The organism is Streptomyces sp. NPDC025618 (genome assembly GCF_055558795.1).
In genome coordinates, this window is the sequence record NZ_JBVHLW010000011.1 from 78,974 (window position 1) to 104,379 (window position 25,406).

The window sequence follows — 25,406 nt, forward strand, 5'->3', positions numbered from 1 at the left end:
CGGCTGGACCGAACAAGGCACCTTCGCCACCGGCGTCGGCCAGCCCGCCGACAAAATCCGCTTCGCCGACATCAACGGCGACGGCAAAGCCGACTACCTCGTCCTCCACGACGACGGCGCCATCGACGCCTGGATCAACAACGGCGGCACCGGACACGGCGGCTGGACCGAACAAGGGACCCTCGCCACCGGCGTCGGCGAACCGGGTAGTAAGGTCCGAATCTAGCAAGCTTGTCCCGTCATGACGATCAGGCATCCTGATGCCCTTTACGGGACGATCTTGACCGTACACAGTACACCCCGGTCTTCCGTCCGCTCCTGCCGGGCGGAAGACAGGCGTTTCAGAGGGCCTTGGTGAGTGTGCACCAAGGCCCGCACAACGCTCGCGCACTGCTCTGTGACGTAACCGACGCCGCAGGACTCGCCTGCTCTCAACCTGGGATAATCGACAGTGAGCCTGATAGCCCCCATCACCACCAAGCCGTCCGACAAGCCCCCCACCTCACGGGTGCGTCTGGATTCGCTCACCGGCCTGCGGTGGTACGCGGCGCTACTCGTCGCCTGCTTCCACTTCGGCTACGAGGAGATATCCTCCGGCACCTCCCTGCACGTCTTCAGGCTCAAGGAAATCGTCTACGCCGGCCCCTCGGCGGTCTCCTTCTTCTTCATTCTCTCCGGATTCGTCCTTGCCTGGTCGGCGCGTCCCCATGACACCGTCACCGGGTTCTGGCGGCGACGTTTCGCCCGCATCTACCCGAGCCACCTGGTGACGTTCTTCGTCGCCGTGGCCACGATGATCTGGATGAGCAAGGCCCTCGACCTCCGCATCGCGCTGGCGAACCTGAGCCTGCTCCAGTCCTGGATTCCGAACCGGAAGGACTGGTGGTTCGGGTACAACGGCGTCTCCTGGTCGCTGAGCTGTGAGTTCCTCTTCTATCTGTCGTTCCCGCTCGTGGTGAAGCTCGTCCGGCGATTCTCCACCCGCGGCCTGTGGATGACGGTGGTCGCAGGCAACGCCTGTGTCGTCCTGGCCCCGCTGTACATGAAGTCCGTCGAGCACGCGACCGGCTGGGACCCGAAGTTCCTGCTCTACGTCTTCCCGCCCATGCGACTGATCGAGTTCGTGATCGGTATCGCCGTCGCACTGCTCGTGAAGAAGGGCGCCTGGCGCGGTCCGGGGCTGGCCGCCAGCCTCGCCTTGTCCGTCCTGGTCGTTTTCGGCCCGAGTCACGTCATGCCCTTCGACTTCCACTGGGCCGCCGACACGGTCATCCCGTACACGCTGACCATCGCCGCGGCCGCGCGCGCCGACATCCGAGGTGAACCTTCACCTTTCAGGAACCGGATCAACGTGTATCTGGGAGAGGTCTCGTTCGCCTTCTACCTGGTGCACGAGATCGTCATATTCAGCGTCGACCATTTCCTCAAGACCCATCACTTCACCATTCCCATGGTCGCGCATCTGGGCCTGGTGCTGGCGGTCTCTCTTGGCGGCGCCGTACTCCTGCATGAGTACGTGGAGAAGCCCGGTGTGAAGCTGCTGTCCGGCAGCCGGCGGAAGAAGCAGCCGACCACGGCCTGAATCAGGTCTGCGGAGTCGGGGGGGCTCACACCCCCCGACTCATGAACAACGCCACCTCCCCCTCCGACTCCGTCCCCACATACAGCGACGTGTCCAGCCCACACAGCGCGAAGCCCATGCGGCGATAAGCCCGTACCGCCGGCGCGTTGACGTTGGTGACCTCCAGCCACGCCGTGCGGGCGGAGAGTTCGCGGCCGTGGGTCAGCGCGCGTTCCATCAAAGCCGTGCCGATGCCCTGGCCGCGATGGGCCGGGGACACTCTGAGGTCGGCGATGTGGAGGCGGCGGTTCCAGGAGGCGTATGCGAAGGTGATCGCGCCGCACACATCGCCCTCGGTGTCGACGGCGACGATGATGTGTTCCTCGCCGCCGGTCTCCTCGTCGTCCGGGTAGATCTTGCGCACCGGTGGGTCCACCGGCACCTGCCGCACCCGGAATTCGCCGTCAGTGGCGGTCACTTCCAGGATCGTGTCGGTCGTGAAGGAGTTGTCGATCGCCTCGGCCCGCTTCCGGTCCTCCGGGGTCGCGACGCGGTAGGTCACCATGGCTTCACCGTACAGCGAGCGTCTCCCAGAACATCAGCTCGTAGGACTGGAGCAGACGGCCGTAGCGGTGGGCGGTCGGTTCCGAGAGCAGGCCGGTGTCCAGGCCGGAGGTGACGGCGGCGAGGGAGAGTTCGTCGGCCTCCGAGGACGGGGTGGCGAAGAAGTCGAAGAAGGCGCACGCCTGGTCGTCGAAGCCGTAGTGGTCGCGCATGGCCCGGCTGACGGTCGCGCAGTAGTCGGACCAGGCCGCGAAGTTGGCGGTGAGGGCGACCACCGCGTCGACGGGTTCGGCGCCGAGGGCGAGCCAGGCCGCGTACGCGGGGTATGCCTGGCAGCCGGGCCGCGGCTCGTACGCCCGTACCGCCTTCTCGTCCAGGCCGCAGGCGGTCGTCAGGAACATCAGCCGGTGCAGGGCCTCGGTCTCGCCCTCCGCGAGGAAGCGGAAGAAGGCTGTCACGGCGGGCTGGAGTCCGGCCCGGTCGGCCAGGTGCAGGAAGCTGCGGCGGTCGGCGGGGATGATGTGGTGCTGTTCCAGGGCCAGGGCCGCGAAGACTTCGCGCGGTGCCTCGCCCGCCGCGATCAGCGGCACCAGGGGGTTCGCCCCGTCGGCGGGCGTGAGTCCCGCCACCGCGTCCGCCAGCACTTCCCGGGCCGTACGAGCCATCGCGACGCCTTCCTGTCCGAGGTCCGAGGGATGAGGAGTTCCCCGGAACAGGTTGTCAGAAGATCACGGCTCACGCCCGGGACGGCGCGTCAAGGCGCGCTGGGCCGCGCCCACTTCGCTCCGGCCGGATGGAAACTCACTTCGCTCCGGCCAGGTAGAAGAGGAGGAAGAGGAAGCCGGCGAAGAAGTGGACGGCGACGAGGTAGATGAAGATGCGGATCGTGATCGCTATCGGTGCCCGGTCCTGCTCGTTCACCTTCTTCGCACCCGGTGCGGCAGGTGCCGCAGGGGCGATCTCCGCGGTGTTCAGGTCCTGCGAGGCGTTGCTCACGGCATTCCCCTCCGGGTCGGTGCGGCGCCGCCGAGGCACAGCTCGGTCGCGCCGCTCTGCATCAGCGTGTGCATGAACAGCAGGTCCGCTCCCTCGCCCGACGCCGCCGCGATGCGGTGCGGGGTCAGCGAGTCGAAGTGCGCGGCGTCGCCGGGGTCCAGCACGTGGACGGCCTCGCCGAGCGTCAGCCGCAGCCGCCCGCGGGTGACGTAGAGCCACTCCTCGCCGGGGTGCACGCGGACCAGCTCCGCCTGGCCGCCCGCGCCCGGGGGCACGTGCAGCCGCAGCGCCTGCATGGCCCGGCCGGAGCCGCCGGCCCGCCAGTACGTCCAGCCGCCGGACTCCTGGGCTTCCATGCGATCCGCGCGCACAATGGGATCGCGCTCGGGGATCGCCTCGCCCAGCAGGTCCGAGACGGTGGTGGCGTACGTGCGCGCCAGTGTCAGTAGCATCGGCAGGGACGGGGTGCGGCGGCCGGTCTCCAGGCGGGACAGGTGCGCGGGGGACAGACCGACGCGCGCGGCGGCGGCCTCCAGGGTCAGGCCGCTGCGTCTGCGCAGATCACGCAGGCGTGGGGCGACGGACGGCAGATCGGCGAGATCGGCCGGGCCGGACTGCGCGGCCAGGTCGGGCGACGGGCTCATGCCTCCGGTATAGCGGGCCGCATACCTCAGAGGCAAAGGTTTTGCCCATGAGGCAAAAATGAGGTGAAGCAAAGATTCCGCCCAGGCAGTCACCAGGGCTCTTCATGGATTCTTCTTGATCACTTCATCTCCCGCCCCACCCCCGGTGAACAGCCGGGAAACTCTGCTTTTTGGCATTGACATGTCATGCGCTACGCGCGTCATGCTGGGCGTCATGACCAACCCCCCTCGTTTCATGCGTACCGCCGCGCTCGCGGCCCTCACCTCGGCGCTGCTGATCGGCGGCCCCGCGGTCGCCGCCACTCCCACCGCCGCCCACCCGGCCGTCACCGCCGCCTCCTTCTCCGAGGACGCCGTCGGCAGCGTCTGTTACGGGAACCTGCCGTCCCAGGCGCACGACACCATCACCCTGATCGACAAGGGCGGCCCGTTCCCCTATCCGCGGGACGGGATCGTCTTCTCCAACCGTGAAGGCGTGCTGCCGCAGCAGGCCGGCGACTACTACCACGAGTACACCGTGAAGACCCCCGGTGCCCCGAACCGTGGCACCCGGCGCATCATCACCGGCGAGCAGCAGCACGAGGACTACTACACGGGCGATCACTACGCGACCTTCGCCCGGGTCGACTTCACCTGCTGAGCCCATCACCCACCGCGCGTCCCGTCCCGCCGTCGGCCACGACGGCGGGACCTCCGCTTCAATGGCCCGGTGAGATCCCGGTCCGTACGCTCCCGGCCACTCCCCGCCGCCCTGGTCACCGCGCTGGCCACGGCCGCGGTCTGCCTGGCCCTGTGTCAGACACCGGCGCTTCCGCGCACCGCCCCCGGGCTCGGGCCCCAGGTCCCCGGTCCGGCCGTCCCCGACCTCGGCCCGGACGTCACCGTCTTCGGTCCCACGACGCCGAGGGCCGTGATCCAGCGGAAGGTGGACGAGGTCTTCCGGCGGCAGGAGCGCGATCAGTTCGGGCCCGCCCGCCAGGCGTTGCTCTTCAAGCCGGGGACATACGACGTGGACGTCAACGTCGGCTTCTCCACGCAGGTCGCGGGCCTGGGCATGTCGCCCGACGACGTCACCATCAGGGGCGCCGTGCACGCCGAGGCCGACTGGCGGCAGGGTGATGCCACCCAGAACTTCTGGCGCGAGGCCGAGAACCTCAGCGTCACCCCCGCCCACGGGGCCGACCGCTGGGCGGTGTCCCAGGCCGCCCCGTACCGCCGGATGCACCTCCGCGGCGACCTGCGGCTCGACGACGGCGGCTGGGCCAGCGGCGGTTTCCTCGCCGACTCCCGGATCGACGGGCAGGTGCGCTCGGGCACCCAGCAGCAGTGGCTGACCCGGGACAGCGGCATCGGCGGCTGGAGCGGCGGCGCCTGGAACATGGTCTTCGTCGGCGTGCCCAACGCCCCCGGCGGCACCTTCCCGCACCCTCCCTACACCCGGGTCGACCGGACGCCCCGCGTACGGGAGAAGCCGTTCCTCTACGTCGACCGCGCGGGCGCCTACCGCGTCTTCGTCCCCCGATTGCGCACCGCCACCGCGGGCACCACCTGGGAGCGCGGCGCCCGGCAGCCGGGCTCCTCGCGGCCGCTCGATCGGTTCCTCGTCGTCCGGCCCGGGACGCCCACGGCCCGGATCCAGGCGGCGCTCGCGCACGGGAAGGACCTGCTGCTCCTGCCCGGCGTCCACCACCTCGACCGGGCGTTGCGGATCACCCGTCCCGGCACGGTCGTCCTCGGGCTGGGGCTCGCGACCCTCGTCCCCGACCGCGGCACGAGCGCCCTGTCCGTCGCCGACGTGGACGGCGTACGCGTCGCGGGTCTCCTCGTCGACGCCGGGCCCGTCGCCTCACCCACGCTGATGGAGATCGGACCGCCCGGCGCCCACCGGCGGCACGACCGCGATCCCGTCTCGCTGCACGACGTCTTCTTCCGGATCGGCGGGGCGGGCACCGGCAAGGCGGTGCGCACCCTCGTCGTCAACAGCTCGGACGTCATCGGCGACGACCTGTGGCTGTGGCGCGCCGACCACGGCTCCGGCGTCGGCTGGGCCGCCAACACCGCCGCCGAGGGGCTGGTCGTCAACGGCGACCGCGTCACGATGTACGGGCTGTTCGTCGAGCACTACCAGCGCCGGCAGACCGTCTGGAACGGCGAGGACGGACGGACGTACTTCTTCCAGAACGAGCTGCCCTACGACCCGCCCTCCCAGGCCGCCTGGAGGCAGGGCGCGACCAGGGGCTACCCCGCCTACGAGGTCGGCGGCCGGGTGGCGCGCCACGAGGGCTGGGGGCTGGGCAGTTACGGCCACTTCACCGCGGATCCGCGCGTGGTGGCCGACCGCGCCTTCGCGGCGCCGCGCCGTGCCGGGGTGCGTTTCCAGCACCTGGTCACGGTCTCGCTCGGCGGCACAGGCACGATCCGGCACATCGTCAACGACACCGGCGGCCCGTCCGACGCGACCGCGAATGTCGCGTATCTCCGCTCCTACCCCTGACCGGAGGCGCAACATCAGGCGCCAACCCCACGGCGCCACCCGCCTTTTGGGACCTAGGTCTCACCGACGCGCCCTTCAGCGGAAGACCGTCGAACGTTAATATGGTTGCCTTGGTCAACGAGGAGGTTCGCCATGGGTACGGACACCGGCGCGATCGTCGATCTGGCGGCTATGGGTGAGGAGTTCGCCAAAGACCCCTACCGTGTCTACGCGGAACTACGCGCGCTCGGGCCCGTGCACCGGGCGTGGATGCCGGAGGGCGCGGAAGCCTGGCTCGTCGTCGGCTACGACGAGGTGCGCGCCACGCTCAACGACCCACGGCTGTCCAAGGACTGGCAGGCGGCGACCGGTGACATCGGCCTCATCCCCGTGGCCTCGGGCCCGCACATGCTGATCTCCGACGCGCCGCACCACACCCGGCTGCGCAAGCTCGTCGCCAAGGAGTTCACCCCGAAGCGCGTCGAGGCGATGGCCCCTCAGGTGCGGCGGATGACGGACGAGCTGATCGAGGCGATGGCCGCGGCACCGGGGCGCCGCGTCGACCTGGTCGAGGCCCTGTCCTTCCCGCTGCCCATGGGCGTCATCTGCGAGCTGCTCGGCGTGCCCTCACTCGACCGGAAGGCGTTCCGGGCCTGGTCCAACATCGCCGTCGGGGCCGCGCCGTTGGAGGAGAAGGCCGTCGCGTCGAGCGAGGGCGGCGCCTACCTCGCCGGGCTCATCGCCGCCAAGCGCGAGGAGCCGGGCGACGACCTGCTGAGCGCGCTGATCCGCACCACCGACGAGGACGGCGACCGGCTCTCCGCCGAGGAACTCCTCGGCATGGCCTGGCTGCTGCTCGTCGCCGGCCACGAGACGACGGTCAATCTGATCTCCAACGGCGTGCTGGCCCTCCTCCAGCACCCCGACCAGCTGGCACAGCTGCGCGCCGACCCGGGCCTGATGGAGAACGCCGTCGAGGAGATGCTGCGCTACGACGGGCCGGTGGAGACGCCGACCTATCGGTTCACGACCGATCCGGTGGAGATCGGCGGTGTGCGCATACCGGGTGGCGGGGCGCTCGTCCTGCCCGTCCTCGCCGACGCGGACCGCGACTCCGCGCGCTTCCCCGAGCCGGACCGCTTCGACATCCGCCGCGACGCGCGGGGGCATGTCGCCTTCGGGCACGGCATCCATTACTGCCTCGGGGCGCCGCTGGCGCGTCTTGAGGCCCGGATCGCGATCGGTGCGCTGCTGGATCGCTTCCCTGATCTTGCCCTTGACGCGCATCCGGCTTCGCTGGCTTGGCGGCAGGGGTTGCTTATCCGGGGGCCGGAGAGGTTGCCTGTGCGGTTCTGATTCCGGGCGGGGCGGGGTGCGCCTGCGGCGGGCTTGTGCCCCAGCCGTGCCCCTCCCCGCACTGGGGCACGCGCCCCAGGCCCCCGGCTGCGGGTGCGTTGGCCTGCGGCGCTTTTTCCCCTACCCGCCCCTTCCCGAAACTGGGGCGCGTGCCCCAGACCCCAGCAACACGCTTCGCGCGTTGTCCTCAAACTCCCCCAGCTACCTCCCCCAGACTCCGTCCGGGGGTGCCCCCAGAGGTGCCCCCAACGGGCTGAAGGCGAACCCTGAAGCGGATACGTCCCGCACGTGCTCTCCGGTGGGAGGGGGTGGGGCTGGAGGGTGGGGTTCTGGAACGCGGTGCGAATTCGGGGCACTCCATACGAGAAACGGCACCCGCACCGCGTTCCAGGTCCCCAGCCCGGAAGACCCGCCCCCGGCACCCACCACAAACCAAGCCCGGCCGGCGATTGAGGCCACCCGAACCGCAACCACAGACTCAGCCGCTCCCAGAACCCGGCCCGCCCGCGGAGAGATCCCCCGCCAAAGACCCATGCACGCGCACCCGCGCCACCCCTCCATCCGGATGGATATCCAGCCGCACATGCGTCGCCACCACAGAACCCCCCAGCACAAACCGATGCACCGCATCCGGCTCAAGCCGCGTCCGCGGCAAGATCTCCGTCCAGCCGGCGCCAGGGGACGCGGGGTCCGCCCCCGTCGTCGCGTCGAGGGCGGAAAGCGTCGCCCACCCGGCCGCGTTGCCCTTGTAGCCGCCCGTGTCGATCTCGATCGCGCGTAGTTCGGCGCGGCCGGTGAGGCGGTAGCGGACCCAGTCGTGGCCTCGGTCGCGGCGGCGGCGCGTCTCCCAGCCTTCGTCCATGCGGCGGGAGCGGCCGGGGTGGATGCTGTGGAAGGGGGAGGAGAAAAAGCGGTCGGAGGCGTCCTCGACGTGGCCGCCGTTCTCCAGGGCGGCGAGGTCGTACGTGCCCAGGGCGGCGAGCCAGGCGAGGTCGGGGACGGACTCGCCGTGGACGCGGAGGCGGGCGATGCCGCCGTCGGGGTACTGGCTGAGCCGCAGGTGGGTGAAGCGCTCCGGGCAGTGGACGGCGAAGCCGTTGGCCGCGTGGCCGCCGACGGGCGTGCGGGGGACGAGGACCGTCCACTTCACGTCGTCGGCGAGCAGCTCCTCCGGGGAGGGCGTGCCGGGCAGGGCGGTGGCCTCGACGCTGACGGCCCGCGGGTGGTTGCCGCGGAAGTGGGCGGTGTCGACGACGAGGCCGTGGACGATCCCGGGCGCGCCGAGCCGGACGAGCGCCCAGTCGTGGTCGTCCTCGGCCGGGTGGGGCGCGGCGGCGGAGGCGCCGCGGCGGCGGCGGGTCTCCCAGCCGTCCATGACCTTGCCCTTGTGGCCGTAGTGTCCGGCGTCGAACCGGGCGGCTCCGGGCTGGAGGAGGTTCTCACGCTCGGCGAAGAACTCGTCGTTGGCGGCGATCACCGCGGCGCCCAGCCGCCGGTCGGCGAGGTCGGGGAAGTGGTCGAAGGGGAATGCCGCGGTGCGGTAGTCGGCGTAGGGGTCGCCGCCCGCGTAGGGGTTCGCGTCGCCGGTGAAGGAGGGTATGTCCGCGGGTGTGCCGCTCATGCGCTGGGCTGCCTTTCGAGGAGGAGGCCGGTGGGCTCACGGCCGGTGATCCGGCGGCCGCGCAGCCAGGCCGCCCGTACGACGCCGTGCAGGGTCTTGCCGGCATAGGCGGTGACGTGGTTGCGGTGGTGGAGCGCGGCCGGGTCGACGGTGAAGGTCTCGTCGGGGGCGAGTACGGCGAAGTCGGCGTCGCGGCCTGCCTCGACGGCGCCCTTGTGGCGCAGGCCGGCGAGGGCCGCCGGGCCGCCGGACATCCAGCGGGCGAGGTCATGCGGGGTGTGGCCGCGCCGCCGGGCCTCGGTCCAGACGGCGGGCAGGCCCAGCTGGAGGGAGGAGATGCCGCCCCACGCCCGGCCGAAGTCGGGGACCTTGAGGTCGGTGGTGCAGGGCGAGTGGTCGGAGACGACGCAGTCGATGGTGCCGTCGGCGAGTCCGGCCCACAGGGCGTCCTGGTTGGCGGCCTCGCGGATGGGCGGGCAGCACTTGAACTCGGTCGCGCCGTCCGGGACTTCCTCCGCGGTGAGGGTGAGGAAGTGCGGGCAGGTCTCGACGGTGATCCGCACGCCGTCGGCCTTGGCGGCGGCGATCACCGGCAGGGCATCGGAGGACGACAGGTGCAGGACGTGGACGCGGGTGCCCAGCCTGCGGGCGACGGATATCAGCCGGGCTATGGCCTCGTTCTCGGCGGCGCGTGGGCGCGAGGCGAGGAAGCCGGAGTAGCGGGGTCCGTCGGCCTGCGGGGCGCGGGCCAGGTGGCCGGGGTCCTCGGCGTGCACGATCAGCAGCCCGTCGAGGTCGGCGATCCGCGCCGCGACCGCCTCCAGCTCGCGAGGGCCGAGCGAGGGGAACTCCTCGACGCCGGACGGCGAGAGGAAGGCTTTGAAGCCGAACACCCCGGCGTCGTGCAGCGGTCGCAGGTCGGCGAGGTTGCCGGGCAGGGCTCCGCCCCAGAAGCCGAGGTCGACGTGGGCCCTGCCGCGCGCGGTGTCCTGTTTGATCCGCAGGTGGTCGAGGGTGGTGGTGGGCGGGAGGCTGTTGAGCGGCATGTCGACGAGCGTGGTGATGCCACCGGCGGCCGCCGCCCGGGTGGCGGTCGCGAAGCCCTCCCACTCGGCGCGGCCGGGGTCGTTGATGTGCACGTGGGTGTCGACGAGGCCGGGGAGCAGGACGTCGTCACCGAGGTCCTCGACGGCGGGCGCGGACGCGTGCGGTCCCGGGCCGCCCGGCACGTCGGCCCCGTACGGCAGCACGGCCGCGATCCGGCCGCCGGCCACGGTGACGGAGGCGGGCCGGACGCCTTCCGGGGTGACGACGCGGGTGGAGCGCAGCACCAGCTCCACCGGCGGCACCGGCTCTCTCGCTTCCGTCGTGCCCACGCCCACGCCCCTTCCTCCGGAGGGCCCTTCGCGCCGTCCGGGCGAAATTTCAACGTTCTGTTGAACCGCGGTGCACGCAGTCTTCAGCCGTGTCCGTTACCCGTCAAGACCCCCAGATCCCTTATGTTTTTCATGTAACAGAAGTCTGTTTTCAAATCGCGGAAGGCGGGGCGTAAAGCCCCCGATGTCCCGGTAGGCTGCTCCCACCCCTGTACCGGAAGGACCCAGACGTGCCCTCGTCCGCCGACCCCAGAACCGCCCCGACCAGTGGCGGTGTCCAGTCACTGGAGCGCGCCTTCGATCTGCTGGAGCGCATGGCCGACGCCGGTGGCGAGGTCGGGCTGAGCGAGCTGTCGACGACCAGCGGACTGCCGCTGCCCACGATCCACCGGCTGATGCGCACGCTGGTGGCCTGCGGTTACGTACGCCAGCAGCCCAACCGGCGGTATTCGCTCGGCCCGCGGCTGATCCGGCTCGGCGAGAGCGCCTCCCGGCTGCTCGGCACCTGGGCCCGCCCGCACCTGGCCCGGCTGGTCGAGGAGACCGGCGAGACGGCGAACATGGCGCTGCTCGACGGCGACGAGGTCGTCTATGTGGCACAGGTGCCGTCGCGGCACTCCGTGCGGATGTTCACCGAGGTGGGCCGCCGCGTGCTGCCGCACACCACGGGTGTCGGCAAGGCACTGCTCGCCCAGAGCCCGGACGACGAGGTGCGGGGGCTGCTGGCCCGTACGGGCATGCCCGCCGCGACCGAGAAGACGATCACCACACCGGACGTCTTCCTGGAGGCGCTGGCCCGGGTGCGCGAGTCGGGCTACGCGGTGGACGACAACGAGCAGGAGATCGGCGTCCGCTGCCTGGCGGTCCCGGTGCCCAATTCCCCCACGGCCGCTGCCATCTCCATCTCGGGGCCCGCGGGCCGGGTCACGGACGCGGCGACGGAGCGGATCGTGCCGCTGCTCCAGGAGGTCGCCGCGGAGCTCTCGCTGGCGCTGGCGGCCACTGCCTGACCTTCCTCACGACCCCTGGCGGAAGCCTTCGGCCCGCGCCGGGGGCTTGCGCCCCTCTTCCTGCCGGACCGTGCCCGCGGGCCTGCCCCTCCCCTGCTCCGGCACGCGCGCCCCGCCCAAGCCGTCGATCGCGGCGCGGAGTTCGCCGAGGGCCGCCGCGAGGGCGCTGACCGAGCCCACCGCGCCCGCGACCAGGAGCAGCGAGCGGCGCAGCCGGGCCACCTCGGGCTCCCCTTCGCGCGCCATGGCGTCCAGCGCGGCCAGTTCGTCCTCGGCGGCGTCCCGGTCGGGTAACCGGGCGGGGTGTGCCGCGAGCGCCCGGCGCAGCCGGGACACCGCGGCTCTCAACGCGTCCACTCCCGGGTCCTGACCGACGCGATCTTGCTCCTGTTCCACCACAACGGCGCCTTCCGTCACGACACTCCCCCTCCCACGCGCTGGCGCCGATCAGTTAACGCACTTTCCGTACAGCGCGCTATACGCACAGCGAAATTGGGGCCGTACTCCGCACGCACGGGTGACGAAGCGGACTCCCCCCTGCCGGATGAGCGGATGCGGTATGCAGGGTCCATGACGCGCATCACGGACACGCGAGACGACCCCGCCGAGGGCGCCCGGCCCGGCGCCTTGCCTGTGGCCGGGCTGCTGCTGGCGGCGGGTGGCGGGCGGCGGCTGGGCGGCCGGCCCAAGGCGCTGCTCGGCCACCGGGGCAGGCCGCTGGTGGAGTTCGCGGCCGGGGTACTGCGGGACGGTGGCTGCGTACCACGGTACGTAGTGCTGGGCGCCCGCGCGGCGGATGTGCGGAACCGGGCCGAACTGCCCGGCTGCGTCCTGGTGGACAACCCCGGCTGGGCCGACGGCATGGGGTCCTCGCTGCGGGCCGGACTCGCCGCGCTGGCCGCCACGGACGCCCCGGCGGTGCTGGTGACGCTCGTGGACCAGCCGCGCGTGGGGGCCGCGGCGGTGGCCCGGCTGCTGGCCGCGCACCAGGCGGGCGCGGGTCTCGCCGCCGCGGCGTACGGGGGTGAGCGCGGCCATCCGGTGCTGTTCGCGCGCGAGCACTGGGAGGGCGTGGCGCGCTCGGCGGTCGGCGACCGGGGGGCGCGCGCGTATCTGCGGGCGCACGCCGGGGCGGTGACGCTGGTGGAGTGCGGGGACGTCGCGGCGCCGGACGACGTGGACACACCGGAGGATCTGCGGCTCCTCGACTGAGAGCCGGCGGGGACGCCTGTCGCGCGGTTTGGCACCGGGCGCCATTGAACTTCCACCATGAGGAAACTATTCTCCATTCGATCAGGCTCGCACGGCACTCCGTGCCGTCCTCGCTGAAGCCGTCCCCGCTGAAGGAGTGACCGTTCATGTCCGCACCAGCGCCGTCCTCGCCGGTCGTCGTCGACGCCCCTCCCGTGGAGCGACAGGAAGAGGTGCTGACCGAGGAGGCGCTCGCCTTCGTCGGCGCACTGCACGACAGGTTCACCTCGCGCCGCGACGAGTTGCTCGCCCGCCGCGCCGCACGCCGCGCGGAGATCGCGCGGACGAGCACCCTGGACTTCCTCCCCGGCACCGCCTCGATCCGCGAGGACGACAGCTGGCGGGTGGCGCCCGCGCCGGCCGCGCTCCAGGACCGGCGCGTGGAGATCACCGGCCCGACCGACCGCAAGATGACCGTCAACGCGCTCAACTCCGGCGCGCGGATCTGGCTCGCCGACTTCGAGGACGCCTCGGCACCCACCTGGGAGAACGTCGTACTCGGCCAGCTCAACCTGACCGACGCGTACGAGCGGCGCATCGACTTCACCGACGCCCGCGGCAAGGAGTACGCGCTCCGGCCGGCCGAGGAGCTCGCCACCGTGGTGGTCCGGCCGCGCGGCTGGCACCTGGACGAGCGCCACCTGACCGTCGACGGCCGGCCCGTCCCCGGCGCCCTGGCCGACTTCGGCCTCTACTTCTTCCACAACGCCCGGCGCCTCATCGAGCTCGGCAAGGGCCCGTACTTCTACCTCCCCAAGACCGAGTCGCACCTGGAGGCACGCCTCTGGAACGACATCTTCGTCTTCGCGCAGGACTACGTGGGCATCCCCCAGGGCACGGTCCGCGCCACCGTCCTGATCGAGACGATCACCGCGGCGTACGAGATGGAGGAGATCCTCTACGAACTCCGCGACCACGCCTCGGGGCTGAACGCGGGCCGCTGGGACTATCTCTTCTCGATCGTCAAGAACTTCCGCGACGGCGGGCCGCGGTTCGTGCTGCCCGACCGCAACGCCGTGACGATGACGGCGCCGTTCATGCGCGCGTACACCGAGCTGCTGGTGCGCACGTGCCACCGGCGCGGCGCCCACGCGATCGGCGGCATGGCGGCCTTCATCCCCTCCCGCAAGGACCCCGAGGCCAACAAGGCCGCGTTCGAGAAGGTCCGCGCCGACAAGGACCGTGAGGCGCGCGACGGCTTCGACGGCTCGTGGGTCGCCCACCCCGACCTGGTGCCGGTGGCGCGCGCGTCGTTCGACGCGGTCCTCGGCGACCGGCCGCACCAGAAGGACCGGCTGCGCGAGGACGTGCGCGTGACGGCCGCCGAACTCCTCGCGGTCGACTCGCTGGAGGCGAGGCCGACGTACGAGGGGCTGCGCAACGCGGTGGCCGTCGGCATCCGCTACATCGAGGCGTGGCTGCGCGGCTCGGGCGCCGTCGCCATCTTCGGCCTCATGGAGGACGCGGCCACCGCCGAGATCTCCCGTTCGCAGATCTGGCAGTGGATCAACGCCGGGGTGGTGTTCGGGAACGGCGAGAAGGCCACCGCCGAACTGGCCCGCCGGGTGGCCGCGGAGGAGCTCGCCACGATCCGCGCCGAGGCCGGCGAGGAAGCCTTCGCCGCGGGCCGCTGGCAGCAGGCCCACGACCTGCTGCTGAAGGTCGCCCTGGACGAGGACTACGCGGAGTTCCTCACGCTGCCCGCGTACGAGCTGCTGGACCGGCCGGCCTGAGGGCGGGCTCCGGGCGGAGGACGGGCCCGAGCCGGGAGTGGGCGCGTGCTGGAGGGGGGCTCCGGTCGACCTGAGGGGTGAAACAGCCCCATGTGACAGGTGATTGGATGATTGTTCACCCGATTCAGTGATTGTGGCCCATGTGTGCCCTGGCTCACCCTGGAAGGGAGCAGGGCACACCCGCCGGTCGCCCTGCCCACGCGGACGACGGGGGAATGTCATGGCCGAAGCTGCGACGACCAGCGTTCCCCCGCCCGTCATGGCATCACCGGCCCCGGGCTCCCTCCCCGGTCCGGTGACGGCGGGCCCGCGCGCCGTCAACGCGCCACAGGCCCCGCCCACACCCCGCGAGAGCTCCGGCGGGCCCGCGCTCCGGCCCTGGTCACCCCCCGCCTTCACGGACATCGAGCTCGGTCAAGAGGTCACGGCCTACGCCGGGCGATGGTGATGACCACCGCCTGGAGCACGGCGGAATTCACCGACGCGCTGCGCGCCCACTCCGACCGCTACTGGCACCGGCACCCGCTGCATCTGCGCCTCCACCGCGGCGAGCTGAGCCGCGAGGAGCTGCGGCAGTGGATCGCCAACCGGTGGTACTACCAGAAGTGCCTGCCGCAGAAGGACGCGGCCATCGTCGCCAACTGCCCGGATTCACAGGTGCGTCGGCGCTGGGTGCGGCGGATCCTCTATCAGGACGGCACCGACGACCGGCACGGCGGCCACGCCCAGTGGCTCGACCTCGCCGAGGCCGCGGGGCTGAGCCGTTCGGAGGTGCTGGACGAGCGTCATGTGCTCCCCGGCGTCCGCTTCGCCACCGACGCCTATGTCACCTTCGCCCGCACCCGCCCCTGGACCGAGGCCGTGGCCTCCTCGCTCACCGAGCTGTTCTCACCCGACCTGATGCGCGAGCGCCTTGAGGCGCTGCGCGCGCACTATCCCTGGGTCACCGCGTCCGGCCACACCTATTTCGCCGAGCGCCCGGCCGCCGCCACCCGCGACGCCCGACACGCCCTGGATCTGGTCCTCGCGCACTGCACCACACGGGAGCGGCAGCAGGCGGCGCTGGCCGCGCTGGCGTTCAAGTGCGATGTGCTGTGGAGCATCCTCGACGCTCTCGAACACGCGGGCCGGGCCCGGTGAGCGCGGACGAGGTTCCGGCCACGGTGAGCGGCGCCGGCGCGGGAGTCCGGTGGCGGTTGCGCGGGGGCGTGCGGCTGGGCCATGACCCGGTGCGGGACGCCGGCGTCCTGCTGCACCCGGAGGGCGTCCTGGTGCTCAACGACACGGGCGCGGCCGTGCTCGCGCTGTGCGACGGCGCCACCGACGAGCACGCCCTCACCCGGGCCCTGGAGGGGCGGTATGCCTCGGTGTCCGCCGGGGAGGTGCGGTCCTTCCTCGCCGAGCTGGCGCGGCGGCGGCTGGTCGAAGCCTGCCCCGCTCCCCCGGAGCGCGGCGATGGATAGGCCATCGGGGATGCTCGCCGAGCTGACGTACCGCTGTCCGCTGCACTGCGCGTACTGCTCCAACCCGGTGGAACTCCATGCTTACGCCGCTGAGTTGACGTTGCCGCAGTGGTGCCGGGTGCTCACCGAGGCCCGTGAGCTCGGGGTGCTCCAGGTGCATCTGTCCGGCGGGGAGCCGCTGGTGCGGCGCGATCTGGCGGCGATCGTCGCGCACGCGCACGGCCTCGGGCTCTACACCGGCCTGATCACCGGCGGTCAGGCCCTGACCGCGGCCCGGCTCGCCGCGCTGGTCGCCGCCGGCCTCGACCATGTGCAGATCAGTGTGCAGAGTTCCGACGCGGCGGAGGCGGACGCGCTCGCGGGCCGTCGGGCGCACCGGCGGAAGCTCGCGGCCGCGGCGCTGGTCAAGGACGCGGGCCTGCCGCTGACGCTCAACGCCGTGCTGCACCGCGCGACCATGAAGCGCGCCGGGGCGCTGATCGAGCTGGCCGTGCGGCTGGGGGCCGACCGGCTGGAGCTGGCCAACGCGCAGTATTACGGCTGGGCCCTGCTCAACCGCCGGGCCCTGCTGCCCACGCGCGAGCAGCTGACGGCGGCCGAGTCCGTGGTGCGGGCCGCGCGGGAGCGGCTGGCGGGGCGGCTGGAGATCGTCTATGTGGTCTCCGATCTGCACGACGGTGTGCCCAAGCCCTGTATGCGCGGCTGGGGCAGCCGCCAGCTGACCGTCGCGCCCAACGGCGATGTGCTGCCGTGCTCGGCGGCGGCGCGGATACCCGGGCTGGCCGTGCCGAACGCCGGGCGGTCGGGCCTCGCGGACATCTGGTTCCGCTCCGAGGCGTTCAACCTCTTCCGCGGCACGGCGTGGATGCGGGAGCCGTGCCGGAGCTGTCCGCGCAAGGAGACCGATCACGGCGGCTGCCGCTGCCAGGCGTTCCAGCTGACCGGCGACGCCGCGGCCACCGACCCGGCGTGCCGGCTCTCCCCGCACCACGGCCTGGTGCGCGACCTCGTCCGCGAGGCAGCGGCCATACCCGGCGCGGCCCGCCCCCGCGGCTGAACCCCGACGGCCCCGGCCCGTACGCCCGTGTCCACCATCCGGCACCGCAGGACCCGTACGCCCGTATCCACCACCCGGCACCGCAGGAGACGACGCCATGAATCCGCTGCCACCGGCCGGGCTGTCGGTCACGACCCAGCACAACGACAACCGCCGCACGGGCGCCAACCTGCTGGAGACGGTCCTCCGTCCGGGCAACGTCGGCCCGGCCACCTTCGGCAAGCTCTTCAGCCGCGCGGTGGACGGGCAGATCCACGCCCAGCCCCTCTATCTCGCCCGCTGCCCCGTCGAAGGCCACGGGGTGCGCGACGTCGTCTTCACGGCGACGATGCACAACAGCGTCTACGCCTTCGACGCCGGCGACCCGGCGGTCTCCGCGCCGCTGTGGCACGCCTCGCTGGGCCCGTCGGTCACCCTGCCCGACGCGAACGTGGGACCGCCGGGCTACCGCGACATCGCGGTCGAGGTGGGGGTGCTCAGCACGCCGGTCATCGATGTGGAGCGGCACGTCCTGTATGCCGTCGCCTTCACCAAGGAGCAGGGCGCGTACCACCACACCCTGCACGCGCTGGACCTCTCCACCGGCCGGGAGGCGCTCGGCGGGCCGGTGCGGATCGCCGCGTCGGTGCCCGGCACGGGTGACGGCAGCGCCCAGGGGAAGCTGACCTTCACCAGTAACCGGCAGATCCAGCGCTCCGCGCTGACGCTGGCGGGCGGCCGGGTGTACGTGGCGTTCGCCTCCTACGGCGACCAGGACCCGTACCACGGGTGGGTGTTCGGCTTCGACGCGAGCGACCTCCGGCGCACAGGGGTGTACGTGACCACGCCGGGCACCCGGCGGGGCGGGATCTGGCAGGCGGGCCAGGGGCTCGCGGCCGACGACGTCGGAAACCTCTACTTCATGACGGGGAACGGCGGTTTCCGCCCGGACGGCTCGGAGCTCGGCGACGCGGTCGTCAAGCTGACGCCCGACCTCGCGCTCGCGGACTGGTTCTCGCCGTTCGACAACGCCGCTCTGGACGCCGCCGATGCCGACCTGGGTTCCGCCGGGCCGCTGCTGATCCCGGGCACCCGGCTGTTGCTGGGCGGCGGCAAGGAGGGCAAGTTCTATCTGCTGGACACCGGCGACATGGGCCATTTCCAGGCCGGTTCGGACAGTCAGATCGCGCAGAGCTTCTATGTGGTCGCGCCGGACCGCGACACCCATCACATCCACGGCGGCGCGGTGCACTGGAACTTCCGGGGCGGCGGCGGGCCCTGGGTGTACGTATGGCCGGAGAACGCCTTCCTGCGCGCCTACCGCTTCACCGGTGGCACCTTCCGGACGACGCCCGCCTCGACGAGCACCACCACCGACCCCAGGGGCGTGCCGGGCGGTGCGCCCGGGATGCCGGGCGGGTTCCTGTCCGTCTCCGCCGACGGCGACGACCCGGCGACCGGGCTGGTCTGGGCGACGCACCCGTACCGCGACAACGCCAACCAGGCCGTGGTCGAGGGCGTCTTCCGCGCCTACCAGGCCACCGACCTGACCCGGGAGGTGTGGAACAGTAAGATGAACGCGGCCCGCGACGACGTGGGTCTGTTCGCGAAGTTCGCGCCGCCGACGGTCGCGGGCGGCAGGGTGTACGTACCGACGTTCTCCGGAGTGCTGCAGGTCTACGGGCTGCTGGGCTGACGGCGGAGCGGGCCGGCGATGAGGCTGCGCGTTCTGGGCACCGCGGCGGGCGGCGGGCTGCCGCAGTGGAACTGCGCCTGCCCCGGCTGCACCCGGGCGCGGGCCGCGGGCCCGGCGGTGTGGCGGACCCAGGAGTGCCTGGCGGTGAGCGCCTCGCCCGGCGCCTGGTATCTCGTCAACGCCTCCCCCGACATCCGCGCGCAGATCCTCGCCACCCCCGAGCTCTCCCCGCCGCCCGGCACCCGGCGCACCCCGCTGCGCGGTGTGCTCCTCACCGACGGCGAGCTCGATCACACGGCCGGGCTGCTGGCGCTGCGCGAGGGCGCGGCCCTCGACCTCTTCGCCCCGGCGGCCGTGACGGCGTCCCTCGCCGAGGACTTCCCGCTGCGCGGCCTGCTCGCTCCTTACGGCGCGGCCCGCTGGCGGCCGCTCACCGGTGGACTGGCCCTGGGCGACGGCCGGTTGCGCGTCACCGCGATCCCCGTGAGCGACAAGCGGCCGCGCTACGCGGCGGGCTCCGCCCTGCCCGGGCCGTGGGTGGTGGCCTATCGCTTCGACGACGCCGTGACGGGCGCGGCGGCCGTCTACGCCCCGTCGCTCGCCCGGTGGCCCCGGGGTCTGGAAGCCGCCCTGGCCGGAGCGGGATGCGTGATCCTCGACGGCACCTTCTGGAGCGAGGACGAGATGGAGCGGAGGACGGGCCACGGCCCGGGGGCCCGCGCGATGGGCCACCTGCCCATCAGCGGTGCCGGCGGGACGCTCGCCCGGCTGCGCGGCCGCACGGGGGTGCGCTGTCTCTACACCCATCTCAACAACACCAACCCGGCGGCGGACCCCGCCTCGTGCGAGCGTTCCACGCTGGCGGCCGCGCTCGTGGAGGTGGCCGCGGACGGGCAGGAGATCCGGCTGTGAGCGCCGGTGCGCGGAACGCTCAGCCGGCGACCGCGCCCAGGGCCACGAAGGCGCAGACGAGAACGGACAGGAGCAGCAGCAGCGGCCAGACGAAGCGCAGGTATCTGTCGTAGCCGACCTTCGCCAGCGCGACGCCGCCCATGATGACGGCGGTGGTCGGCACCCAGAGGTTCATCACCCCGCTCGCCGCTTCCCAGGCGGTGACCACCACCGAGCGCGTGACGCCCGCGAAGTCGGCGAGCGGCGCGAGGATGGGCATCGCGAGGGTGGCGTGGCCGGAGGTCGAGGGGATGAGGAACGCCAGCGGGAGGTTGACGATGTAGACCATGATCCCGAAGAGCGCCGCCGGGGTGCCGGAGACGGCGCCTTCGATGGAGTGCAGGACGGTGTCCGTGATGCGGGCGTTGTTCATGATCACCGTGACGCCGCGGGCGAGCACGATGGTCAGCGCGGGAGCGATGAAGTCGCCCGCTCCCTGGACGACCCGCGCGCTCAGCTCCTGCTCGCCCAGCCGGGCCACGACACCGATGAGCACGGCGGCGACGAGGAAGAGCGCCGCCAACTGGGCGAAGGACCAGCCGAGTTCCCAGTCGTACGGCGTCGCGTCGGCCTTTCCGGTGAGCGCGCTCGCCCAGGGGATCACCGAGAAGATCATGAAGGCGAAGACCGCGGTCACCGCGGCGAGCACGCCCTTCTGCAACCCCGTCAGCTCGGGCGGCTCCTCGGCCTCCGCCGCCAGCTCGCGGTCCCCGGGCAGGAAGCCGACCAGGGAGCGGGCGGGGTCCGTACGCACCTTGTGCGCGTACCGCAGGACGTAGCCGATGGTCACCGCGGTGAGCACGATCCACATCGCGAAGCGCAGCACGATGCCGTCGCCGAGCGAGACGTCGGCGGCCGAGGAGGCGACGCCGGTGGCGAAGGGGTTGACGGTCGAGGCCAGCACGCCGACGCCCGCGCCGAGGATGATGGTGCCGGTGGCGACCATGCGGTCGTAACCGAGGGCCAGCATCAGCGGCACGATCAGGCCGTAGAAGCCGAGAGTCTCCTCCGCGAAGCCCTCGACCGTGCCGAGCAGTGAGAAGACGGCCATCACTCCGGCGATCAGCAGGGCCCCGCGCTCGCGCAGCCGGTGGGCGAGGCGTTCGATGCCGCGGTCCAGGGCGCCGGTGGCGAAGACGACCGTGATGAACGCGCCGATGGCCAGCACGAAGAGGAAGACCCCGGCACTGCCGTAGAGCGCGCCGGCCGCGTCCGGGGCGACCTGCCCGGTCCCGCTGTCGCGAATGCCGTAGAGGCCGTTGACCGGGGAGAGGAAGAGGTCCCCGAGCCGGTGCACGAAGTCCCCGGGCGCGGCCTCGCGGTGGTACGTGCCCTGGAGGGGCTTGCCGGTGTCGTTGCGGCGGTAGGTGCCGGAGGGGATGACGAAGGTGAGGGCCCAGACGACGACCGTGACGGCGGCGAGGACGGTGAGGGCGCTGGGGAAGACGAATTTCCGGCGGCCTGGACGCGGGTCCGCGGGGGCGGGTGTCTCGGCTGGCTGATCCACGGCGGGCCTCTCCGGGGGCGACGATTTCACCCATCTTGCCCGGATTGGCGTGCGGTGGGGTGTTCGGTTCGGGGTGTGTCCGGGGGTTTCCGCATCGGGTGCGGGCGAGCCAGGGCCTGGAGGCCGCGGACGGAGACGGTCGAATCGCGCGGCTCAAGTCCAGGTGACTGAGGAGCCGCGGACCGGGCGGAGTGAGTGCGCGCCAGCTGCCGTGTGAGCGAACCCACACCGAGAGTGCCGGTGTGCGATGCGATAGTCGTCTGCATGACGATAACTCTCGAGGGTGTCTACGCCGCTGTGCGTAGCATGCTGGCGGGCGTCGAAGGGCTCGACGGCGCGGACGTCGTCGGCGACGGCCTTCCCGATGCCGGCTACCCCCATGCCGAAGTCCACGACGGCGCCGTCCACTGGGTGGTGCGGGAGCGTGACAAGGAAGTGGAGCGCCGCGCGACCGGGGACCTGGACGAGTTTCTGTACTGGGCGGCGCTGCACACCACCCGCGACGCCGCCGCCCGCTGGGAGCTCGGCCACCGCGGTCTGCTGCCCGGCTGCGACGACACCCGGGTGGGATGGCTGGCCAGGCAGGTCCAGCTGCTGGGGCTGATCCGGCCCGAGTGGGCGGAGCGGTTCCGGGCGCAGATCCCGCAGCAGTGTCCGGGAGTGCGCCTTGAGGACGTGGACGCCTATCCGGTCGGGGGGCGGTCGTGAGGCTGTGGCGGCGCGGGAAGAAGCGGGAGCGGTCGGCGGGTGGAACGGAGGTGTGGGACCGGTTCGGGAGCCCGCTGGGAAGGTTCGCGCACCCGCAGGGGACGCCCTTCGCCCAGCGTTCCCTGCCGCCCACCCATGTGGGGTGCGGGTACCACGTGTACAGCTGGATCCGGCCGTGGACTCAGGAGGACGCCGAGAAGTACGGCGTGATCCAGTCGGGCAAGGTCGCTCCCTGGTTCGAACAGCCCGGGGGCGGAACGCAGTTCCTGCTCCCGGAGGGCATCTCGGTGCAGTGGCTCATCGACCAGGGCTACATCCGTGAGGAACCGGTGCGGTGACCGGGGCGGCTTGCCTGTGGGCGGCCTCTGCGGATCGCTACGCGGAGAGGGAGTCGGGCGAGGTAGCTCTCCTCGGGGAATGCGGCGCTGTGCGGTGGTCCACGCGGGAGGATCCCTCCGGGCGGACCACCAGGGCAGCCCTTCAGCGCAAGTAGGTGCGCTGTCACTCGACCGACGACATCGTCCGCGCGGCATCGGCGAGGCTGACGGCGGAGGGCGTCTTGAGCTTGGCCCGGGTGCTGTCGACCCACTCCCGGGCGTTGCTGTATCCCTGCTCCAGGTATTCGAGTCCCTGGATCATGCACTCCAGCTTGTCCGCGTCGCGGGCGACCATGACCTCGAGCGAATCACCGTTCTCGTACTCGTCGACGACCGCCTGAATACCTGCCGCCACCGCCGGATGCGCGTCCGCGACCTGATCGGCGGTGACATCTTCGTTCTTGGCGGCAGTGAGATAGCGACGGCCGATCCAGGGGATGTCGCCGACCCGGGTCTCCTGGGTGTCGTGGAAGGTGCACAGAAGGGCGACCTTCGCGGGGTCGGCTCCCTCCATCATCGCGAGGACGGAACCGACCACAGCGGTACGGAAACTGTGCTCGGCGATCGTCTCGGGGTCCTTGACCCCCGCGATCCACCACCCTGATCGCTTCGCCCTCTTGAGAGCACCCATCTCCATCAGATAGCTGACGGAACCTTTGGCGTGCCGGTCGTCGGTCATGCGGCGTGTCCTCTCCACTGGATCATGGGGCGCTCAGTCTCAGACCGTGCCGTCAGCCCCGCCTCGCCCCGGTCGGCCACAGGACACGAACGGGGACGCCGGTGCGGCGTGCGTAGGCGACCACGTCGGCGGTTCCGCCGTAGCCTCGCGCCGGCTGCCCGTCCCACACGGCACAGAGCTCGTCCACGAGCCCCACGAGGATCTCACTCCCCGCCATGTGTGCCTGCGAGTCGGAATCCGTGAGTCCCGTGTGGTGCACGTCCGAGGCCCGGCCCAGGAGTTCGTCGTACGTGGCGCGGTGCCATGCCGGCAGGCTGTCCCGATACCTCTCGGCAGGCACGATGACCTCGATCCGGCCGCCGTGGTCCAGCACGGATTGAGCGAACCACGTGTCCGGTCCGTCCGCGATACAGCTCGCCCCCACCAGGCTCACGGGGTCGCACGTCGTGACGACCTCCACGAGGGCAGCCCGTACGCGCTGCTCCACCTCGACGGGCAGCCCACGGTGCCCGGTGATCCCCATCCTCATGATTCCCTCTCACTCACAGGTAGGCGTCATGCAGTCGCTCGTCGAATTCCCGGACGACAGCCTGACCCCTGATCCGACCCTCAGAGAGTGACCCACACTTCCGGTCCAGGGGGGGGCAACCGGCGGGGAGACCGTCCCCCGCCCTGCGGCGTACTCTCGTGACATGAGCAACGCTGGCGAGAACGTGAAGACCGTTCGTAAGCGTAGGGGCTTGTCGCAAAGGGAGTTGGCCACCGCATCGGGGGTTTCGCTCTCGACCATTCGAGAGCTTGAACAAGGAGATCGGGAAGGTGCGCGGCTGGAGACGCTGAGAATGCTCGCCGCCGCGCTCCGTGTGCCCACCATGCGCCTGGCCTCAGGCCCGCACGAGGAAGACCCGAGCACAGCGACGGTGGATCAGTGGACCGAAGTCCGGAACGCCATTGAACGACCGCCGTTGGCGGTTTGGGCGGACGATGAACCGCCCACAGTCGTGGGAGTGTGCAACGCCATCCAGGAGATCACGCCACTGTTCTCGAATGACGAGTACGGTGCCCTGTCGGTGCTGTTGCCGCGATTGCTCCAGGAGGCCGACGCGCTGGGTCCGGAGGGCAGGGCCGTCCGGGTGCGGCTCTTGCAGCTCGCCGGGTGGCTCATGGTCCAGACGCGACAGTTCAGCGCTGCCGAGACGGCCTTGGAGCGAGCTCTGGACGACGCAGTGGACCGCATGGAGGCTGCCGCCACGATCAACACCCAGTGCTGGCTACTCCTCCGCCAAGGCGAGTTGAGCAGGGCATATGACTTGGCCGTGAAGTGGGCGGACGAGACTGAACCCAAAATTTCCCGTGCGACTCCGGCAGAGCTGAGCACGTGGGGGTGGATGCTCCTTCGGGTATCCGCCGCAGCCGTCCGCAACTCGCAGCCTGGGGACGCCGCCGACGCTCTGAGGTTCGCCAAAGCGGCGGCCGTCGCACTAGGCAGGGAATACTCCCCCGAGAACGATTACTTGAGGACGTTCGGGCCCACAACGGTGGCTCTCAAAAGGGCGGAGAACGCGAGTGTCACGGACAGGCCGGACCTAGTTCTGAGACTGGCTGAAACAATCCCTGCCAAGGGGCTCAAGCCGACGTCCAATAATCGCAACCGTCACCTTTTGGATGTCGCCGACGCCTACGCCAAAACAGGCCAGTACGCGGAAGCGTTCGGCAAACTCGGGCAGATCAACAACGACAGTCCGGAGTGGCTGCCGAACCAACGGTACGCCCGCGTGATCCTCGAACGGGTGATCAAAGGCCGACGTACGTTGACGACCGAGATGCGAGCCATGGCCGACGTGGTCGGACTGCCCTGCTGAAGGATCACTCAGGGCACTTCCGTCCGGCTGATAGCCGAAGTGCCACAGACAACCGCCGTTCCGCTTCCTAGGTTGGGCCCGCAAGCCAGGAAGAGAGGGCAGGCGGGACACGATGACAAGCGAAGCACGGGCACGACTGGCCCGAATGATCGCAGAGCATGGCACCGGCGGCGCGCTCAGGGTGAGCCGGACCCCGGGAGAGTCGCCGGACGGGCGGGACCTCTCCGCCGGGACCATGGAGTACCCGCCCTGCCAATGCGCTCAACACCGCGCGGGTAAAGGGCTCCCGGACACGGCTGCACACCCCCGGGTCAGGCGTCGGCGCGTCGGAGACGGGCCAAGAGCGCGCACCGCTCTCGGACACCTCCCAGGGTTCCGGAACGCCTACGGCCAAGGACGGCCACCCATGATGATCGTCCCCCTGCACCCATGGGCCGAAGTCTCCGTACCACGCGCCAATCCACGCAGGCCACAGTCCACATGTACGGAATGCCTGCATCTCGGCATCGCACTCCGCCGAGCCCAGTGCGCCGAGAACCTCG

General features: G+C 71.3%; 25 protein-coding genes and 2 pseudogenes. 17 read left to right on the plus strand and 10 right to left on the minus strand.

Going from position 1 to position 25,406, the window contains the following annotated elements; genetic code table 11:
- Both ACZ4A5_RS13190 and ACZ4A5_RS13195 read left to right on the plus strand, forming a co-directional pair.
- Positions 1 to 226, plus strand: a pseudogene (locus tag ACZ4A5_RS13190) (hypothetical protein); the annotation flags it as partial.
- 225 nt (positions 227 to 451) lie between these two features.
- Positions 452 to 1,582, plus strand: a complete 1,131-nt coding sequence (locus ACZ4A5_RS13195) for an acyltransferase family protein (protein ID WP_467582095.1) — start codon at positions 452 to 454, stop codon at positions 1,580 to 1,582.
- A gap of 25 nt (positions 1,583 to 1,607) precedes the next feature.
- Here ACZ4A5_RS13195 and ACZ4A5_RS13200 read toward each other — a convergent pair whose 3' ends face one another.
- The 4 genes from ACZ4A5_RS13200 to ACZ4A5_RS13215 all read right to left on the minus strand — a co-directional run bounded on the left by ACZ4A5_RS13200 (position 1,608) and on the right by ACZ4A5_RS13215 (position 3,765).
- Positions 1,608 to 2,126 carry a GNAT family N-acetyltransferase gene (locus ACZ4A5_RS13200; RefSeq protein WP_467582096.1) on the minus strand — a complete coding sequence of 173 codons (519 nt, stop codon included), beginning with the start codon at positions 2,124 to 2,126 and terminating at the stop codon, positions 1,608 to 1,610.
- A 4-nt stretch (positions 2,127 to 2,130) separates the two neighbouring features.
- The gene (locus ACZ4A5_RS13205) at positions 2,131 to 2,790 is read right to left on the minus strand and encodes a thiaminase II/PqqC family protein (protein ID WP_467582098.1); all 660 of its coding nucleotides are present in this window, start codon (positions 2,788 to 2,790) and stop codon (positions 2,131 to 2,133) included.
- A 136-nt stretch (positions 2,791 to 2,926) separates the two neighbouring features.
- Positions 2,927 to 3,121: a DUF6126 family protein gene (locus ACZ4A5_RS13210; protein WP_467582100.1), complete on the minus strand. Its 195-nt coding sequence runs from the start codon at positions 3,119 to 3,121 to the stop codon at positions 2,927 to 2,929.
- Positions 3,118 to 3,765, minus strand: a complete 648-nt coding sequence (locus ACZ4A5_RS13215) for a helix-turn-helix domain-containing protein (RefSeq protein ID WP_467582102.1) — start codon at positions 3,763 to 3,765, stop codon at positions 3,118 to 3,120. The genes ACZ4A5_RS13210 and ACZ4A5_RS13215 overlap by 4 nt, the downstream gene beginning before the upstream one ends.
- Positions 3,766 to 3,979: 214 nt before the next feature.
- Here ACZ4A5_RS13215 and ACZ4A5_RS13220 point away from each other — a divergent pair, with 214 nt between their 5' ends.
- From ACZ4A5_RS13220 to ACZ4A5_RS13230, 3 genes are all read left to right on the plus strand, one after another.
- The gene (locus ACZ4A5_RS13220; RefSeq protein ID WP_467582103.1) at positions 3,980 to 4,405 is read left to right on the plus strand and encodes a guanyl-specific ribonuclease; all 426 of its coding nucleotides are present in this window, start codon (positions 3,980 to 3,982) and stop codon (positions 4,403 to 4,405) included.
- Positions 4,406 to 4,474: 69 nt separating this feature from the next.
- Positions 4,475 to 6,259, plus strand: a complete 1,785-nt coding sequence (locus ACZ4A5_RS13225) for a coagulation factor 5/8 type domain-containing protein (RefSeq protein ID WP_467582105.1) — start codon at positions 4,475 to 4,477, stop codon at positions 6,257 to 6,259.
- Between the two features lie 132 nt (positions 6,260 to 6,391).
- The gene (locus ACZ4A5_RS13230) at positions 6,392 to 7,594 is read left to right on the plus strand and encodes a cytochrome P450 family protein (RefSeq protein ID WP_467582106.1); all 1,203 of its coding nucleotides are present in this window, start codon (positions 6,392 to 6,394) and stop codon (positions 7,592 to 7,594) included.
- Between the two features lie 478 nt (positions 7,595 to 8,072).
- Here ACZ4A5_RS13230 and alc read toward each other — a convergent pair whose 3' ends face one another.
- Both alc and allB read right to left on the minus strand, forming a co-directional pair.
- Positions 8,073 to 9,215 (minus strand): allantoicase, encoded by a 1,143-nt coding sequence (gene alc / locus ACZ4A5_RS13235; protein ID WP_467582108.1) that lies wholly within the window; start codon positions 9,213 to 9,215, stop codon positions 8,073 to 8,075.
- Positions 9,212 to 10,564 carry an allantoinase AllB gene (gene allB, locus ACZ4A5_RS13240; RefSeq protein ID WP_467582225.1) on the minus strand — a complete coding sequence of 451 codons (1,353 nt, stop codon included), beginning with the start codon at positions 10,562 to 10,564 and terminating at the stop codon, positions 9,212 to 9,214. Before allB ends, alc begins: the two co-directional genes overlap by 4 nt.
- A 257-nt stretch (positions 10,565 to 10,821) precedes the next feature.
- On the opposite strand from allB, the gene ACZ4A5_RS13245 reads away from it, so the two are divergent.
- Entirely contained in the window at positions 10,822 to 11,601 is a 780-nt protein-coding gene (locus tag ACZ4A5_RS13245) for an IclR family transcriptional regulator (protein ID WP_467582110.1), read from the plus strand.
- Between the two features lie 114 nt (positions 11,602 to 11,715).
- Here the strand turns inward: ACZ4A5_RS13245 and ACZ4A5_RS13250 are convergent.
- Positions 11,716 to 12,018, minus strand: a pseudogene (locus tag ACZ4A5_RS13250) (DUF5955 family protein); the annotation flags it as partial.
- A 153-nt stretch (positions 12,019 to 12,171) separates the two neighbouring features.
- Between ACZ4A5_RS13250 and ACZ4A5_RS13255 the strand changes: the two are divergent.
- From ACZ4A5_RS13255 to pqqB, 8 genes are all read left to right on the plus strand, one after another.
- Positions 12,172 to 12,813, plus strand: a complete 642-nt coding sequence (locus ACZ4A5_RS13255; protein ID WP_467582112.1) for a nucleotidyltransferase family protein — start codon at positions 12,172 to 12,174, stop codon at positions 12,811 to 12,813.
- A gap of 146 nt (positions 12,814 to 12,959) precedes the next feature.
- Positions 12,960 to 14,585 carry a malate synthase A gene (gene aceB / locus ACZ4A5_RS13260; RefSeq protein ID WP_467582114.1) on the plus strand — a complete coding sequence of 542 codons (1,626 nt, stop codon included), beginning with the start codon at positions 12,960 to 12,962 and terminating at the stop codon, positions 14,583 to 14,585.
- Between the two features lie 259 nt (positions 14,586 to 14,844).
- On the plus strand, positions 14,845 to 15,033 hold the full coding sequence (gene pqqA, locus ACZ4A5_RS13265; protein WP_467582116.1) for a pyrroloquinoline quinone precursor peptide PqqA: 189 nt from the start codon (positions 14,845 to 14,847) through the stop codon (positions 15,031 to 15,033).
- The gene (gene pqqC, locus ACZ4A5_RS13270; protein WP_467582118.1) at positions 15,027 to 15,725 is read left to right on the plus strand and encodes a pyrroloquinoline-quinone synthase PqqC; all 699 of its coding nucleotides are present in this window, start codon (positions 15,027 to 15,029) and stop codon (positions 15,723 to 15,725) included. The genes pqqA and pqqC overlap by 7 nt, the downstream gene beginning before the upstream one ends.
- Positions 15,726 to 15,748: 23 nt before the next feature.
- Positions 15,749 to 16,048, plus strand: coding sequence for a pyrroloquinoline quinone biosynthesis peptide chaperone PqqD (pqqD, locus tag ACZ4A5_RS13275; protein ID WP_467582119.1), 300 nt, complete (start codon positions 15,749 to 15,751; stop codon positions 16,046 to 16,048).
- Positions 16,041 to 17,105: a pyrroloquinoline quinone biosynthesis protein PqqE gene (gene pqqE / locus ACZ4A5_RS13280; RefSeq protein WP_467582121.1), complete on the plus strand. Its 1,065-nt coding sequence runs from the start codon at positions 16,041 to 16,043 to the stop codon at positions 17,103 to 17,105. Before pqqD ends, pqqE begins: the two co-directional genes overlap by 8 nt.
- A 97-nt stretch (positions 17,106 to 17,202) precedes the next feature.
- The gene (locus ACZ4A5_RS13285; RefSeq protein ID WP_467582123.1) at positions 17,203 to 18,780 is read left to right on the plus strand and encodes a hypothetical protein; all 1,578 of its coding nucleotides are present in this window, start codon (positions 17,203 to 17,205) and stop codon (positions 18,778 to 18,780) included.
- A gap of 18 nt (positions 18,781 to 18,798) precedes the next feature.
- Entirely contained in the window at positions 18,799 to 19,692 is an 894-nt protein-coding gene (pqqB, locus tag ACZ4A5_RS13290; protein WP_467582125.1) for a pyrroloquinoline quinone biosynthesis protein PqqB, read from the plus strand.
- Between the two features lie 19 nt (positions 19,693 to 19,711).
- Here pqqB and ACZ4A5_RS13295 read toward each other — a convergent pair whose 3' ends face one another.
- Entirely contained in the window at positions 19,712 to 21,238 is a 1,527-nt protein-coding gene (locus ACZ4A5_RS13295) for a YfcC family protein (protein WP_467582126.1), read from the minus strand.
- Between the two features lie 264 nt (positions 21,239 to 21,502).
- On the opposite strand from ACZ4A5_RS13295, the gene ACZ4A5_RS13300 reads away from it, so the two are divergent.
- Positions 21,503 to 21,946: an Imm63 family immunity protein gene (locus ACZ4A5_RS13300; RefSeq protein ID WP_467582128.1), complete on the plus strand. Its 444-nt coding sequence runs from the start codon at positions 21,503 to 21,505 to the stop codon at positions 21,944 to 21,946.
- 50 nt (positions 21,947 to 21,996) lie between these two features.
- A complete protein-coding gene (locus ACZ4A5_RS13305) occupies positions 21,997 to 22,284 on the plus strand; it encodes a TNT domain-containing protein (protein WP_467582226.1) in 288 nt (95 codons plus the stop codon).
- A 163-nt stretch (positions 22,285 to 22,447) separates the two neighbouring features.
- Here the strand turns inward: ACZ4A5_RS13305 and ACZ4A5_RS13310 are convergent, their stop codons facing one another.
- On the minus strand, positions 22,448 to 23,002 hold the full coding sequence (locus ACZ4A5_RS13310; protein WP_467582130.1) for an HD domain-containing protein: 555 nt from the start codon (positions 23,000 to 23,002) through the stop codon (positions 22,448 to 22,450).
- 52 nt (positions 23,003 to 23,054) lie between these two features.
- Positions 23,055 to 23,531: a hypothetical protein gene (locus tag ACZ4A5_RS13315; protein ID WP_467582132.1), complete on the minus strand. Its 477-nt coding sequence runs from the start codon at positions 23,529 to 23,531 to the stop codon at positions 23,055 to 23,057.
- Between the two features lie 163 nt (positions 23,532 to 23,694).
- Here ACZ4A5_RS13315 and ACZ4A5_RS13320 point away from each other — a divergent pair, with 163 nt between their 5' ends.
- Positions 23,695 to 24,864, plus strand: a complete 1,170-nt coding sequence (locus ACZ4A5_RS13320; RefSeq protein WP_467582133.1) for a helix-turn-helix domain-containing protein — start codon at positions 23,695 to 23,697, stop codon at positions 24,862 to 24,864.
- The last annotated feature ends 542 nt before the right edge of the window (positions 24,865 to 25,406 follow it).